Genomic DNA, 14,553 nt, shown 5'->3' with positions numbered 1-14,553 from the left:
AGAGCACGATGCAGCCATACCAAACCCTGCTGCCCGCCGGGGCGCACTGGTCTTTTGTCATGCGCAGCGGCAGCGCGCTGACGCTGACCGATGTGGTGGGCGGCGCCAGCGCCAGCCTGCTGTTTTATAACCCGGAAAACCTGCTGGAGCGCTACAACGCGCCGGATACGCTCAAATGCCAGCACACTTTCCGGCTCACCGCCGGCCACTGTCTCTACTCGGACATGGGGCGCATTTTCTGCGGCATTGAACACGACAGTTTCGGCTGGCACGAGAGCGTGTGCGGCACGCTGAACGCGGCACAGACTGCCGCGCGCTATGGGGTCAGCGATTATCAGCAGGCGCGCAACCTGCGCCATCAAAACGGCTACGACAGCTTCCTCGTCGAGCTGGCGAAATATGGCCTTGGCCAGCGCGACATGGCGGCCTGCCTCAATCTGTTTGCGCAGGTACGCGCCGATGACAGCGGGTGCTTAACGCTGGAGCGGCAGGGCCAAGCCGGCGCGCAGGTTCGGCTGCGTTTCGCCATGGACACGCTGGTGCTGCTGCACACCTGTCCGCACCCGCTCAGCCCGGCGAGCGATTATCCGTGCCAGCCGCTGCAGCTAACGCTGGATGCGCAGCGCGCGCCGCTGCCGGAAATCTGTCTGCAGCGCGCTGAAAACCAGCGCGGCCTGCGCAATAACGCCCTCTATCAACTGCAGGGAGAAGTGTGATGATTAAAGAGAGTGAACGAAACCCGGCGCAGGCGCGTCTGCAACAGCAGATCGACGCCGGTGATTACTGGCTGCAGCGCATTGCCGCTGGTGAAACGCTGCGCATTACCGATCTGGAAGGCAATCAGGCGGCGGATACGCTGTTTTTCAACGCCGACGATACCGCCGAGCGCTACAGCATGAGCGAGACGCTGCGTGGCCAGCACAACGTGTTTCTCACGGCCGGCAGCGTGCTGCGTTCTAATCTTGATCGGCCGATGCTGACCATCACCGCCGATACCTGTGGCCGTCACGATACGCTCGGCGGCGCCTGCTCGTGCGAGAGTAATACGGTGCGTTATGACCTCGAAAAGCGCCACATGCACTCCTGCCGCGACAGCTGGATGCTGGCGGTCGCCGCGCATCCGGAGTCTGGCCTGACGCGCCGCGATATCACGCACAACATTAACTTCTTTATGAATGTGCCGGTGACCCACGACGGCGGCCTGACGTTTGCTGATGGCATCTCCGCGCCGGGTAAGTATGTTGAGATGGTGGCGCAGATGAACATTCTGGTGCTGATCTCCAACTGTCCGCAGCTCAACAATCCCTGTAACGGTTACAACCCGACGCCGATTGCCGTCAGCGTGTGGTGATTCTCTGACGCAACGGGACGACCCGTTTTACGCCGTCACAGCTGGTGCAGGACGACCTGCCGCAATAAGAGTATTCAGTCATGATTGATCGCGTATTGATTGCCAACCGTGGCGCGATTGCCGTGCGCATCATCCGTACCCTGCAGGCCATGAATATCCGGGCGATTGCCGTCTATGCCGAAGCCGACCGCCATGCGCGCCACGTGCGGCTGGCCGATGAAGCCTGGTCGCTGGGCGAGGGCCAGGTGCGCGACACCTATCTCAACCAGGACAAACTGCTGGCGATTGCCGCGCAGAGCGGCGCGCAGGCGCTGCATCCGGGCTATGGCTTTCTCAGTGAAAAACCGGAGTTCGTCACGCGCTGCGAAGCGGCGGGCCTGCATTTTCTCGGGCCGGATGCGGCGCAGATGCGGGCGTTTGGCCTGAAACATCGCGCGCGTGAGCTGGCGCAGCAGAACGCGGTGCCACTGCTGCCGGGCAGCGGCCTGCTGACCTCCCTGCAGCAGGCACAGGCCGCCGCGCAACAGATTGGCTATCCGGTGATGCTGAAAAGCACCGCCGGCGGGGGCGGCATTGGGATGCAGCGCTGCAACAGCGCGGACGAGCTGGAGGAAGCCTTTACCCGCGTGAAGCGGCTGGCAGGCAATAATTTCGCCGACGATGGCGTGTTTTTAGAGAAATTTATCGCCCGGGCGCGCCATATCGAAGTACAGATTTTTGGCGATGGCCGGGGCGACGTGATTGCGCTGGGCGAACGCGACTGCTCGGCGCAGCGCCGTAATCAGAAGGTGCTGGAGGAGACCCCCGCGCCGCGGCTCAGCGATGCGGTGCGCGCGCAGTTGCAGGCCACCGCCGTACGGCTGGCGCGCGCGGTTAACTATCGCAGCGCCGGCACGGTGGAGTATGTCTATGATGAGGTCAGCCAGCAATTCTGGTTCCTGGAGGTGAATACCCGCCTGCAGGTCGAGCATGGCGTCACTGAACTGGTGTACGGCGTGGATCTGGTGCGCTGGATGGTTGAACTGGCGCAGCAGCGTCTGCCGCCGCTGGCGACGCTGCAACCGGTGGCGCAGGGCCATGCCATTCAGGTGCGGCTGTACGCTGAGGATCCGGCGAAGCAGTTTCAACCAAGCGCCGGACTGCTCAGCCACGTGCAGTTCCCGACGGCGCTCGATCACGCTACGCTGCGCATCGACAGCAGCGTAGAGAGCGGCATGGAAGTTTCACCGTTTTACGATCCGATGCTGGCGAAGATCCTCGTGCACGCGGCCGATCGCCAGCGCGCGCTCGACGGCATGATCGCGGCGCTGGCGCAGAGTGAGCTGTATGGCATCGAGACCAACCTGCGCTGGCTGCGTCAGCTCTGTACGCTGCCGGACGTGCAGCAGGGGCGCATCATTACCGCCACGCTCGGCAGCGTGGCGTGGCAGCCGCCGACGCTGGATATCCTCAGCGGCGGCACCCTCACCACGGTGCAGGATGCGCCGGGCCGCGTCGGCTACTGGCACGTCGGCGTACCGCCTTCCGGGCCGTTCGACAGCCGCGCCTTTCAGCTCGGCAATCGCCTGCTGGGTAACGAGGCCCAGGCGGCCGGGCTGGAAATCACGCTGCGCGGCCCGACGCTGCGCTTTAATCAGGCATGCAGCTTTGTACTGAGCGGCGCGCCGCTGGCGGCCACCCTCGACAGCCAGCCGCTGGCGATGCATCAGGTGCTGCATGCGCAGGCCGGGCAAACCCTGACGCTGGGCGACGTGCGCGACGGCTGCCGCAGCTATCTGCTGCTGGCGGGCGGGCTGGATACGCCGCGCTATCTGGGCAGCCGCAGTACCTTTACGCTGGGTAAGTTTGGCGGTCATGCCGGGCGGGCGCTGCGCGCCGGCGACGTACTGCAGCTGGCCGCGCCGCGTCAGGCTGCGGCGGCGCGCCTGCCTGAGACGCTGCTGCCGCCGCTTAACGGTGAATGGCAGCTGCGCGTTATTTATGGTCCGCACGGCGCACCTGCCTTTTTTACCGATGACGATATCGAGGAATTTTTCGCTGCCGAGTGGCAGGTGCACTACAACTCCAGCCGCACCGGGATTCGGCTGATCGGCCCGAAACCTGACTGGGCGCGCAGCGACGGCGGCGAGGCGGGCATGCATCCGTCCAATATTCACGACAACGCCTATGCCTTTGGCACGGTGGATTTTACCGGTGATATGCCGGTGATTCTTGGTCCGGACGGCCCTTCGCTGGGCGGCTTTGTCTGTCCGGCGACGGTGATCGACGCCGATCTGTGGAAGCTGGGTCAGCTGAAAGCGGGCGATCGACTGCGCTTTGTGCCGATCGCCCTTGCTGATGCCGATCGTCTGGCGCAGGCGCAGCGTCACGAGATCGCGCATCTGCAACCGGAAGCGGTGCGCGTGGCGCCAGCACTGCCGCTGATCGATCCGATATTGCACCAGCATGCAGCAACCGCCGGGCGGCCTGCACTGTGCGTGCGCGCCGCGGGAGACCGTTTTCTGCTGGTGGAGTATGGCGCGCTGACGCTGGACATTGCGCTGCGTTTCCGCGTTCACGCTCTCATGCAGTGGCTGGAGGCGCATCCGCTGGCGGGTCAGCTGGAGCTGACGCCCGGCATCCGCTCGTTACAGGTGCATTATGATGCGCAGCAGTGCGCAAGAAGTGAGTTGTTGGCGCAAATTTTGCAAGCTGATAATCTGCTGGGCGACCTCGCCGACGCGGCTGTGCCATCGCGCACTGTGTGGCTGCCGCTCAGCTGGGATGATGCCGCCTGCCGTGAAGCCGTGACACGCTATAGCCAGTCGGTGCGTCCGAATGCGCCCTGGTGCCCGAGCAACATTGAGTTTATCCGGCGCATCAACGGGCTCGAAAGCGTGGAGGCGGTGAAACAGATTGTGTTCAGCGCCTCGTATCTGGTGATGGGGCTGGGCGATGTCTATCTCGGCGCACCGGTGGCGACGCCACTCGATCCGCGACACCGCCTGGTGACCACCAAATACAATCCGGCGCGCACCTGGACGGCGGAAAACTCGGTGGGCATCGGCGGCGCGTATCTGTGTGTTTATGGCATGGAAGGGCCGGGCGGCTACCAGTTCGTCGGACGTACGCTGCAGATGTGGAATCGCGATCGCCGCACCAGCGCCTTTACCCAGCCGTGGCTGCTGCGTTTCTTCGACCAAATCCGTTTTTATCCGGTCAGTGCCGACGAACTGCTGCAAATCCGCGAACGTTTCCCGTGGGGCGATTATCCGCTGCGCGTGGAAGCCGGTGAGTTCCGGCTCGCCGAGTATCAGGCGCTGCTGACTGCCCAGGCGACGGAGATCGACGCGTTCCAGCAGCAGCGTCAGCAGGCGTTTGACGCCGAGCTGGCACGCTGGCGCGCCGATGGCCAGTTCACCTTCGACAGCCAGCTGCAGGCGCAGAGCAGCGAGGAAGTGGTGGTGCCGGCGGGCTGTCACAGCGTCGAGAGCCAGGTGGCGGGTAGCGTGTGGCAATGGCTGGTGGCGGAAGGCAGTGATGTGACCGCGGGTGCCACGGTAGGCATTCTCGAATCCATGAAGATGGAAATCCCGATCGTGGCGCCGGTCAGTGGCAAAATCCACAGCCTGCAACGCCAGGCCGGGCAGCAAGTGCAGGCGGGTCAGTTACTTATGGTGATCGATCCGTTTGCAGCATAAGAAAGAAGAAAAAATAATCAGGAAACAGGCAGCAAAGCCGGGGATCTGACCCATACTTAGAGACCCGGTTCAATGTTGCATTGCCCTGACATCTTTTCGCAGTGTGCAACAGGCTGTGTCCCGTAACGGTTTCATTAAAACACTATTTTCGCCCTGATAAGGGAAAACTGTTTCGGGATACAGCCTGATAAGGCCGGTTTCAGCGCCTGGTGGCGCTTACCTCTCTACTTTCACGTGCTTCATAGTGAGTTTTAAGGAGTTCTCTATGGAAATAAAAGATCCAATGGTCGAATTACTCAGCAGTCTTGAGCAAATTGTTTTGACACGTGATGCACAGACTCCCGTATCAGAAATTGCACTCAATACCGTTTCCGTTCCCGAACCGCAGCGTTTACGCGAGATGACCGGCATGCAGGTGGATGAATTCGCCCGCGTGATGGGGGTGAGCGTCTCGTCAGTAAAAAGCTGGGAAGCGCAACGTACGCGCCCATCCGCCACGGCTCGCAAACTGATGAAACTGCTGCAGGCCAATCCGTATCTGGGCCGACAGCTGCTGGAATAACGCCGACTATCGGTTCTCTGTGACCCGCCTGCACGGCGGGTTTTTTTCAGCTTAAGCCACCGTATTTCGCCGCCTGTTTGACAAACCAGCTTTCCGGCACGCTGTACGGCGGTTTTGCCAGCTGCGCGATGCCCTGTTCAATGATGTGATTCGCCTGCTGCCACAAACGCCGATCGCCCTGCTGTAACAGCTGAATCTGAATCTGTTTCTCGACCAGGTAAACCCGGGCAAAGTTGGGATCGAACTGCACGATGGCACGGGTGTTATCGATGATATCGGCCAGCTTGATGGTTTGCGCTTCGGGCGAGGCTTCGGCAGTGTGGCGAAAGTGTGCCAGCTTACGGGCGGTACGATTTTTCGCCTGCGGCTGGGCGCTGTCGGTAAGCATGTCCACCAGGTGTGCAACGCGCGCACCAAAGTGTTCTTCAATATCCTGTAAGGTACTGGCGGTGTCCTCCACCGTGTCGTGCAGCCAGGCGGCAGCGATCATCGCTTCGTCATCGCTTACGCTGCGTACCAGCTCCGCGACGGCAGCCGGATGCACAATATAGGGTTCGTCGGTGTATTTGCGACGCTGGCCCGCATCGGCATGTGCCTGCGTGGCATAACGGCGCGCCTGCTCTTCCAGTGAATCACGCATCTTCACACTCCAGGAAAAAGTTGCTTGCAATTATCTAGCGCGCTATCTATATTGAGTCGCATGAACAGTAATCAAGATGACAAAAAAGTGAAGCCTGCGCCACTCCAGCTTGATCAGCATCTGTGTTTCGCGCTCTATTCGGCGAACCTGGCGATGCATAAAGTCTATCGCCAGCTGCTGGCGGCGCTGGAGATCACCTATCCGCAATATCTGGTGATGCTGGTGCTGTGGCATCAGGATGATCTGACGGTATCGGAGATTGGTGAAAAGCTGTTTCTCGATTCGGCCACCCTGACGCCACTGCTGAAACGACTGGAGAGCGCTGGTCTGCTGCGCCGCCAGCGTTCGCGTCAGGATGAGCGTCAGGTCGTGGTTACGCTGACCGACCAGGGACGCGCGCTGCAGGAAAAAGCCGCCAGCATTCCGGAAGCGGTACAGTGCGCGACCGCCTGCGATACCGACACCATGGCGGCGCTGAAACAGCAGCTGGACGATCTGCGCGGCAACCTGAATCGCGCCACCTGAGCATCAGGGATGTCGCTGCGGCGGCATTCTGAGAGTGAAGTTTTCCCCTGTGCCTTATAAATAGCACGCGATTATATAGCGAATAGTGAGGTTATGATGTCTTTAGAAAAAGTGATTTACACCGCCAAAGCCAAAGCAACCGGTGGCCGCGATGGCCGCGCCACCTCGTCTGATAACGTGCTGGACGTGAAGCTGGGCGTGCCAAAAGAGATGGGCGGCGCGGGCGGCGAGGTGACGAACCCGGAGCAGCTGTTTGCTGCCGGCTACTCTGCCTGCTTCCTCGGCGCGATGAAGTTTGTTGCCGGCCGCGACAAAATCGCCATGCCAAAAGACGCGTGGATTGAGGGCGAAGTAGGGATTGGCCCTATCCCCACCGGTTTTGGCATTGAAGCAAAACTGAATATCCATCTGCCAGAGATGGACGCGGCGGAAGCGCAGAAGCTGGTTGATGCGGCACACATTGTTTGTCCGTACTCAAACGCGACGCGCGGCAACATCGACGTGACGCTGAATATCATCAACTAAGTTGATGCCTGCATAAAAGGCTCCTGCGGGAGCCTTTTTTATCACGAACAACATCCCGCATCCCATCGAACTAAAGAATTTTCTGGTCTTACCATTGGTTAAATGTTCTACTGCTGCGCTCCGTGCATCATCGTAATTATTTGGGTTCAGATTCGTCCCGATCCTACTCGCCAGGTCACGCTTTTCTGCTACGCAAGCGAACCTTACGCTCTTTGCACAGTCACATTTACGGTTGAAGCATCGACACCAGGTCGGGAACAGAAATTTATATGAATTACATTAAAAGTTTAACGCAGCAAAAGTTGTCGCTTTTGCTGGCGCTCTATCTTGGCATCTTATTGAATTTGCCAATCTTTTATCGCCGTTTTGACGGCTTCTTAACGAAATCCACCGTCACCAACTGGTTATCCGCCGCGGCGGAAGTGACCGCGGCCGTACTGCTGACCTTCTTCCTGATGCGACTGCTGTCGCTGGGTGGCAAATGGTTTTATCGCGTGATCGCCAGCCTGCTGGTGGTGATTTCGGTGGCCGCCGCCTATTACATGGCGTTCTTTAACGTGGTGATCGGTTACGGCATCGTGGCGTCGGTCATGACCACCGATGTCGATCTTTCTAAAGAGGTTATCGGGCTGCACTTTGTATTGTGGATGGTGCTGGTGAGCGCACTGCCGCTGCTACTGATCTGGCGCAATAACCTGAGCCTGACACTGATTGAACAGCTGAAAACCCCTGGTCAGCGCCTGAAACCTACAGTGATCCTGCTGCTGAGCGTGGCGCTGGTGTGGTTGCCGATTCGCTACTTCGACAAGCTGCAAAAAGCCAATGAAGAGATCACCAATATCGACCTGCCAAGCTATGGCGGCGTAGTGGCGCACTCTTATCTGCCTTCGAACTGGATTGCGGCGCTGGGCCTGTTCGCCTGGACCAAGGTGGACGAGAAGCTGGACAGCCAGGAGTTGCTCGATCCGGCGAAGAAGTTTACCTATATAGCGCCGCCTGGTATTGACGATACCTATGTGGTGTTTGTGATCGGCGAGACCACGCGCTGGGATCACATGGGCATGCTGGGCTATAACCGCGATACCACGCCGAAGCTGTCGAAAGAGAAGAATCTGGTGGCATTCCGCGGTGAATCCTGTGATACCGCCACCAAGCTGTCGCTGCGCTGCATGTTTGTGCGCGAGGGCGGCACCATGGATAACCCTGGCCGTACGTTGAAAGAGCAGAACATTTTTGCGGTGATGAAAGAGCTGGGCTTCACCTCCGAGCTGTTCGCCATGCAGAGCGAAGTGTGGTTCTACGACAACGCCGATGTGAATAACTTCTCGTTCCGCGAGCAGATTGGTTCTGAGAAGCGCAATCAGGGCAAAGCGGTGGACGATATGCTGCTGGTGCCGGAGCTGCAGGCTTCGCTGCAGCGCTTCCCGAAAGGCAAGCATCTGGTGGTGTTGCACACGAAAGGTTCGCACTATCTCTATTCGCAGCGTTATCCGCGCGAGTTTGCCCGCTATCAGCCTGAGTGTATTGGCGTGGACGATAAGTGCAGCAAAGCCCAGCTGATTAACGCCTATGACAACTCGATTCTGTATGTTGATACCATGCTGGACAGCGTGCTGGATCAGCTGCGTGATAAGAAAGCGATTGTGTTCTATGCCGCCGACCACGGCGAGTCGATCAGCGAAAATATGCACCTGCACGGTACGCCGCGCGAGATGGCGCCGCCGGAGCAGTTCCGCGTGCCGATGATTGTCTGGGCGTCCGATAAGTATTTGCAGGACCCGACTAACCGCAGCAACTTTGAGCGCTTACAGGCGCAGCAGCGCGTCGGCAAAACCCATCGTCACGTTGAGCTGTTCGACACCATTTTAGGGTGTCTGAGTTATACCTCGCCGGATGGCGGTATTAAAGCAGCGAATAACTGGTGCCAGGCACCTGCCACTGCCAGCAGTGCGAAAGCGCTGTAATTCGTGCCTGGATCTTATTGAGCAGGCAGGTGTTTAAGGCACTGCTTGCTTTCCAGGCAATCAGGCGGATTTTCGGGAAAAGGGATTGACGCTCTAAAGTCACGGCAGTAATATTCGCCCCCATCGGCGAGTAGCGCAGCTTGGTAGCGCAACTGGTTTGGGACCAGTGGGTCGGAGGTTCGAATCCTCTCTCGCCGACCATATTCGAAAAGCCCGCTTTGCAAAAAGCGGGCTTTTTTCGTTCGTAGCAAAAGAGGATGAGAACCTCCGAAGGAGGTTTGAGCCGAGCGAAGCGAGACAACGTTGCGTCAGCAACGGCCCGCAGGGCGCTTCTCGCAGAGAAGCGTAATCCTCTCTCGCCGACCATCATTTAAGAAACCTGCTTTGCAAAAAGCAGGTTTTTTTTCGTCTGTAGCAAAAGAGGATGAGAACCTCCGAAGGAGGTTTGAGCCGAGCGAAGCGAGACAACGTTGCGTCAGCAACGGCCCGCAGGGCGCTTCTCGCAGAGAAGCGTAATCCTCTCTCGCCGACCATCATTTAAGAAACCTGATTTGCAAAAAGCAGGTTTTTTTTCGTCTGTCGTTTTTGCAGTTTCAGGGTGAAATACGCGACCGCTCCGTAAAGACGCTGTCTCGTCCCTGATCGCTCGGCACACGCCATCCATGGCGTGTGACGCTTTACTCCACGGCCCCGCATTCCACCCTTTATCCGGCTTCGGTGATGACTGAAGGTTTACTGACTGCCGTGCACATCCCCCAGGTGCGTATAAATACGCACCCTACAAAAGTGCATAATCCTGTAGGGGCGCCATTCATGGCGACCGGACGGCCAAGCCGGAACCCACGCCCATCATTCATGGCGATCTGATGGCTTTCCCTGAACCAGACTCACATCCCGGCAGCGATCAAGCAAAGTCATCAATTTACGCGTTCCATTAATCATCACCGGGATAAACCGTATTATCCTTCAACACCGCTCTTCATCCCTTGCTGCATCAAAGCACCTCTCTTAATTCGCGACACATTCTGCTTATGACCGGCTTTTGCTTTTTGCTGATTTCTTATGCCATTACGCCAGCATATTTCGCTGCCTGAACGTCATAACGCACGGGGAATCGTTCAGATATTCAACATTTACCGACAACTTTAAGACGTTTTTTAACGGTGATAATCACTGTCATCAGGCGCTATTGCCAGAGAATCACACGGCATTGCGCGCTTTATCACCTTTTTAAATTTTGGCTTAGCGTGAAAACACTGTTTTTTATCGTTGCTTGCACTTACTCACACTCTGTGTAAATAACCCCACGTTGTATTGACGTTCATTGCAACTGTTGACAAATTGATGCGTCAATAAGATGCAGAGACGGCCAGCGCTGGCAGGTTCCACGGCGTCAGCGCTACAACAATAACCGCTCGCATTTTGGTCATTACATAACTGACCTGCCCGAACCGCATAAAAAAATCAGAGGTCGGGCGACGCACACAACATCACATCACAATGGAGCAAAACATGATCAACTCCCTGGCCAAATCCAGGATGCTGAAGGTCGGTCTTAGCCTGATTGCTATGACCGTGGCCGCGGGCGTTCAGGCGAAAACCCTCGTTTACTGTTCAGAAGGTTCGCCGGAAGGCTTCAACCCGCAGCTGTTCACATCCGGCACCACTTACGATGCCAGCTCAGTACCGATCTACAACCGTCTGGTTGAGTTCAAAACCGGTACCACTGAGCTGCAGCCGGGCCTGGCAGAAAAATGGGACGTTAGCGAAGATGGTAAAACCTATACCTTCCATCTGCGTCAGGGCGTGAAGTGGCAAACGACCAAAGACTTCAAGCCGACCCGCACCTTCAACGCTGATGACGTCGTGTTCTCCTTCGAGCGCCAGCTCGATAAAAACAACAAGTACCACGGTGTCTCCGGCGGCAGCTACGAATACTTCGAAGGCATGGACATGCCGAAGCTGATCGCCAAAATCGAAAAAGTGGATGACTACACCGTACGCTTCACGCTGACCCGTCCGGAAGCGCCGTTCCTCGCCGACCTTGGCATGGACTTCGCGTCAATCCTGTCGAAAGAGTACGCCGACAACATGCTGAAAGCCGGCACGCCAGAAAAACTGGACCTCAACCCGGTAGGTACCGGTCCGTTCGTGCTGCAGCAGTACCAGAAAGACTCACGTATTCTGTACAAAGCCAACCCGGACTTCTGGGGCACCAAGCCAAAAATCGATCGCCTGGTGTTCTCCATCACGCCAGATGCTTCGGTGCGCTACGCCAAACTGCAGAAAGGCGAGTGTCAGGTGATGCCGTATCCCAACCCGGCTGATATTGCCAGCATGAAGAAAGACACCAAAATCAACCTGATGGAACAGCCAGGGCTGAACGTCGGTTACCTGTCTTTCAACACCGAGAAAAAACCGCTGGATAACGTCAAAGTGCGTCAGGCACTGACCATGGCGGTGAACAAACAAGCGATCATTGATGCGGTCTATCAGGGCGCCGGTCAGGCAGCGAAAAACCTGATCCCACCAACCATGTGGGGCTACAACAATGACGTCAAAGACTACGCTTACGATCCGGCCAAAGCCAAAGAGCTGCTGAAAGAAGCGGGCATGCCGGATGGCTTCAGCATCGACCTGTGGGCGATGCCGGTACAGCGTCCGTACAACCCGAACGCCCGTCGCATGGCGGAAATGGTTCAGGCTGACTGGGCGAAAATCGGCGTGAAAGCCAAAATCGTTACCTTCGAGTGGGGCGAGTACCTGAAGCGTGCTAAAGCCGGTGAACACCAGACCGTGATGATGGGCTGGACCGGTGATAACGGGGATCCGGATAACTTCTTCGCCACCCTGTTCAGCTGCGCGGCAGCGAAAGATGGTTCTAACTACTCACGCTGGTGCTACAAGCCGTTTGAAGATCTGATTCAGCCAGCGCGCGCTGAAGCCGATCACAACAAACGTATTGAGCTCTATAAGCAGGCGCAGGTAGTGATGCACGACCAGGCGCCAGCACTGATCATCGCGCACTCAACCGTGTACGAGCCAGTGAGCAAGAAAGTGAGTGGCTATGTGGTTGATCCATTAGGTAAACATCACTTCGAAAACGTCGACATCCAGGAATAACCTTTCGGATTATCGCGGTCAGGGCCAGCATGGCTGGCCCTCGGGCGGCACCTTCGCCGCCCGTGCTCCGCACTTTATTTCCGGCTAATTTCTTATAAACCCTCAATACCTTGCGCTGATGCAGCGTGAAGTATGACGGGGATTTTGAAGCGCTTCTTGCGTCGCGTCCGGCTATGCCGGCTGCGGATTGTGAGCAATGTAGTCCATGGCGTTAGCGCCACGGAAAATGACTGAGAATCCGGCTTATGCTGCAATTCATACTCCGACGTCTGGGCCTTGTCATCCCGACGTTCATCGGTATTACATTATTGACCTTTGCCTTCGTTCACCTGATCCCCGGCGACCCGGTGCTGATCATGGCCGGTGAACGCGGCATCTCCCCTGAACGTCATGCGCAGCTGATGGCCCAGTTTGGTCTCGATCAGCCGATGTGGAAACAGTACATCACTTACATCAACGGCGTGCTGCATGGCGATCTCGGCATCTCGCTGAAAAGCCGCATCCCGGTGTGGGATGAGTTCGTGCCGCGCTTTAAAGCCACGCTCGAGCTGGGCATCTGCGCCATGATCTTCGCCGTTGCCGTGGGTATTCCGGTCGGCGTGCTGGCGGCGGTGAAACGCGGCTCAATTTTCGATCACACCGCGGTGGGCATCTCGCTGACCGGCTACTCAATGCCGATCTTCTGGTGGGGCATTATGCTGATTATGCTGGTGTCGGTGCAGCTCAACCTGACGCCGGTCTCCGGCCGCGTCAGCGACACCATCTTCCTTGACGACAGCCATCCGCTCACCGGCTTTATGCTGATTGATACGCTGCTGTGGGGCGAAGAGGGTGATTTCAAAGATGCGGTGATGCACATGATCCTGCCGGCCATCGTGCTGGGCACCATTCCGCTGGCGGTGATTGTGCGTATGACGCGCTCCTCGATGCTGGAAGTGCTGGGTGAAGATTACATCCGCACCGCGCGCGCCAAAGGCCTGACGCGCATGCGCGTGATCGTGGTGCATGCGCTGCGTAACGCCATGCTGCCGGTGGTCACGGTGATCGGTCTGCAGGTGGGCACGCTGCTGGCGGGCGCCATCCTCACCGAAACCATCTTCTCCTGGCCGGGACTCGGCCGCTGGCTGATCGAAGCACTGCAGCGCCGTGATTATCCGGTGGTGCAGGGCGGCGTGCTGCTGGTGGCAATCCTGATCATTCTGGTCAACCTGCTGGTTGATCTGTTGTACGGCGTGGTGAATCCGCGCATCCGTCATAAGAAATAAGGGGGAATCATGTCTGCTGTTGATCCCGCAAGCGTCACCGCTGCACCGAAGCCGATGACCCCGATTCAGGAATTCTGGCACTATTTTAAACGTAACAAAGGCGCGGTTATCGGCCTGGTTTACATCATTCTGATGCTGCTAATCGCCATCTTCGCCGATGTGCTGGCACCGCATGCTCCGGCTGAGCAGTTCCGCGATGCGCTGTTGCACCCGCCGGTGTGGCAGGAGGGCGGTAGCTGGAAGTTTATTCTGGGCACCGATGACGTCGGCCGTGACATCCTGTCGCGCCTGATGTTTGGTGCGCGCCTGTCGCTGCTGGTGGGCTGCATGGTGGTGGTGCTGTCGCTGATTCTGGGGGTGATTTTCGGTCTGATGGCCGGTTATCTCGGCGGCGTGGTAGATGCAGTGATTATGCGCCTCGTCGATATCATGCTGGCGCTGCCAAGCCTGCTGCTGGCGCTGGTGCTGGTGGCCATCTTTGGCCCGTCGATTGTCAACGCCTCGCTGGCGATTACCTTCGTCGCGCTGCCGCACTACATTCGCCTGACGCGCGCAGCGGTGCTGGTGGAAGTCAATCGCGACTACGTAACCGCCTCCAGCGTGGCCGGTGCCGGTACGCTGCGCCAGATGTTCATCAATATTCTGCCTAACTGCCTGGCACCGCTGATCGTGCAGGCGTCGTTAGGTTTCTCCAACGCCATCCTGGATATGGCCGCGTTGGGCTTTCTCGGTATGGGGGCGCAGCCGCCGACGCCGGAGTGGGGCACCATGCTCTCCGACGTGTTGCAGTATGCGCAGAGTGCCTGGTGGGTCGTGACCTTCCCCGGAGTGGTCATCCTGCTGACGGTTCTGGCCTTTAACCTCATGGGCGATGGTTTGCGTGATGCACTCGACCCGAAACTCAAGCAGTAAAGAGGC

At 58.0% G+C, this 14,553-nt stretch carries 11 protein-coding genes, 1 tRNA gene and 2 other RNA genes; 13 read left to right on the top strand and 1 reads right to left on the bottom strand.

What is annotated here, in order from left to right; genetic code table 11:
- Positions 1 to 8 precede the first annotated feature (8 nt).
- The 4 genes from F3J41_RS21350 to F3J41_RS21335 all read left to right on the top strand — a co-directional run bounded on the left by F3J41_RS21350 (position 9) and on the right by F3J41_RS21335 (position 5,593).
- On the top strand, positions 9 to 716 hold the full coding sequence (locus tag F3J41_RS21350; RefSeq protein ID WP_058781653.1) for an urea amidolyase associated protein UAAP1: 708 nt from the start codon (positions 9 to 11) through the stop codon (positions 714 to 716).
- Positions 716 to 1,351, top strand: a complete 636-nt coding sequence (locus F3J41_RS21345) for an urea amidolyase associated protein UAAP2 (RefSeq protein WP_021507029.1) — start codon at positions 716 to 718, stop codon at positions 1,349 to 1,351. Before F3J41_RS21350 ends, F3J41_RS21345 begins: the two co-directional genes overlap by 1 nt.
- 80 nt (positions 1,352 to 1,431) lie before the next feature.
- The gene (uca, locus tag F3J41_RS21340; protein ID WP_166712367.1) at positions 1,432 to 5,031 is read left to right on the top strand and encodes an urea carboxylase; all 3,600 of its coding nucleotides are present in this window, start codon (positions 1,432 to 1,434) and stop codon (positions 5,029 to 5,031) included.
- Between the two features lie 265 nt (positions 5,032 to 5,296).
- Positions 5,297 to 5,593 carry an HTH-type transcriptional regulator gene (locus F3J41_RS21335; protein WP_021507026.1) on the top strand — a complete coding sequence of 99 codons (297 nt, stop codon included), beginning with the start codon at positions 5,297 to 5,299 and terminating at the stop codon, positions 5,591 to 5,593.
- Between the two features lie 46 nt (positions 5,594 to 5,639).
- Here the strand turns inward: F3J41_RS21335 and F3J41_RS21330 are convergent, their stop codons facing one another.
- Complete coding sequence (locus tag F3J41_RS21330; RefSeq protein WP_021507025.1) at positions 5,640 to 6,233, bottom strand: HD domain-containing protein; 594 nt, start codon at positions 6,231 to 6,233, stop codon at positions 5,640 to 5,642.
- Between the two features lie 60 nt (positions 6,234 to 6,293).
- On the opposite strand from F3J41_RS21330, the gene F3J41_RS21325 reads away from it, so the two are divergent.
- The 9 genes from F3J41_RS21325 (at position 6,294) to dppC (ending at position 14,547) form a co-directional block, all read left to right on the top strand.
- A complete protein-coding gene (locus F3J41_RS21325; RefSeq protein ID WP_010616544.1) occupies positions 6,294 to 6,758 on the top strand; it encodes a MarR family winged helix-turn-helix transcriptional regulator in 465 nt (154 codons plus the stop codon).
- Between the two features lie 96 nt (positions 6,759 to 6,854).
- The gene (locus tag F3J41_RS21320; RefSeq protein ID WP_021507024.1) at positions 6,855 to 7,283 is read left to right on the top strand and encodes an organic hydroperoxide resistance protein; all 429 of its coding nucleotides are present in this window, start codon (positions 6,855 to 6,857) and stop codon (positions 7,281 to 7,283) included.
- Between the two features lie 269 nt (positions 7,284 to 7,552).
- Positions 7,553 to 9,247 (top strand): kdo(2)-lipid A phosphoethanolamine 7''-transferase, encoded by a 1,695-nt coding sequence (gene eptB, locus F3J41_RS21315; protein WP_166712365.1) that lies wholly within the window; start codon positions 7,553 to 7,555, stop codon positions 9,245 to 9,247.
- A gap of 124 nt (positions 9,248 to 9,371) precedes the next feature.
- A tRNA-Pro gene (locus F3J41_RS21310) sits at positions 9,372 to 9,448 on the top strand.
- Between the two features lie 35 nt (positions 9,449 to 9,483).
- Positions 9,484 to 9,613: non-coding RNA, RtT sRNA (locus F3J41_RS21305), on the top strand.
- Positions 9,614 to 9,650: 37 nt separating this feature from the next.
- Positions 9,651 to 9,780: non-coding RNA, RtT sRNA (locus F3J41_RS21300), on the top strand.
- Positions 9,781 to 10,759: 979 nt separating this feature from the next.
- Complete coding sequence (gene dppA, locus F3J41_RS21295) at positions 10,760 to 12,370, top strand: dipeptide ABC transporter periplasmic-binding protein DppA (protein WP_058758078.1); 1,611 nt, start codon at positions 10,760 to 10,762, stop codon at positions 12,368 to 12,370.
- A gap of 245 nt (positions 12,371 to 12,615) precedes the next feature.
- On the top strand, positions 12,616 to 13,635 hold the full coding sequence (gene dppB, locus F3J41_RS21290) for a dipeptide ABC transporter permease DppB (protein WP_021507021.1): 1,020 nt from the start codon (positions 12,616 to 12,618) through the stop codon (positions 13,633 to 13,635).
- Between the two features lie 9 nt (positions 13,636 to 13,644).
- Entirely contained in the window at positions 13,645 to 14,547 is a 903-nt protein-coding gene (dppC, locus tag F3J41_RS21285) for a dipeptide ABC transporter permease DppC (RefSeq protein ID WP_021507020.1), read from the top strand.
- Positions 14,548 to 14,553 lie beyond the last annotated feature (6 nt).

Origin of the sequence: Pantoea sp. Ap-870, assembly GCF_011752515.1 — a bacterium.
In the GTDB taxonomy this organism is placed as follows: domain Bacteria; phylum Pseudomonadota; class Gammaproteobacteria; order Enterobacterales; family Enterobacteriaceae; genus Pantoea; species Pantoea dispersa.
This window is presented reverse-complemented; position numbering and strand designations above follow the sequence as displayed.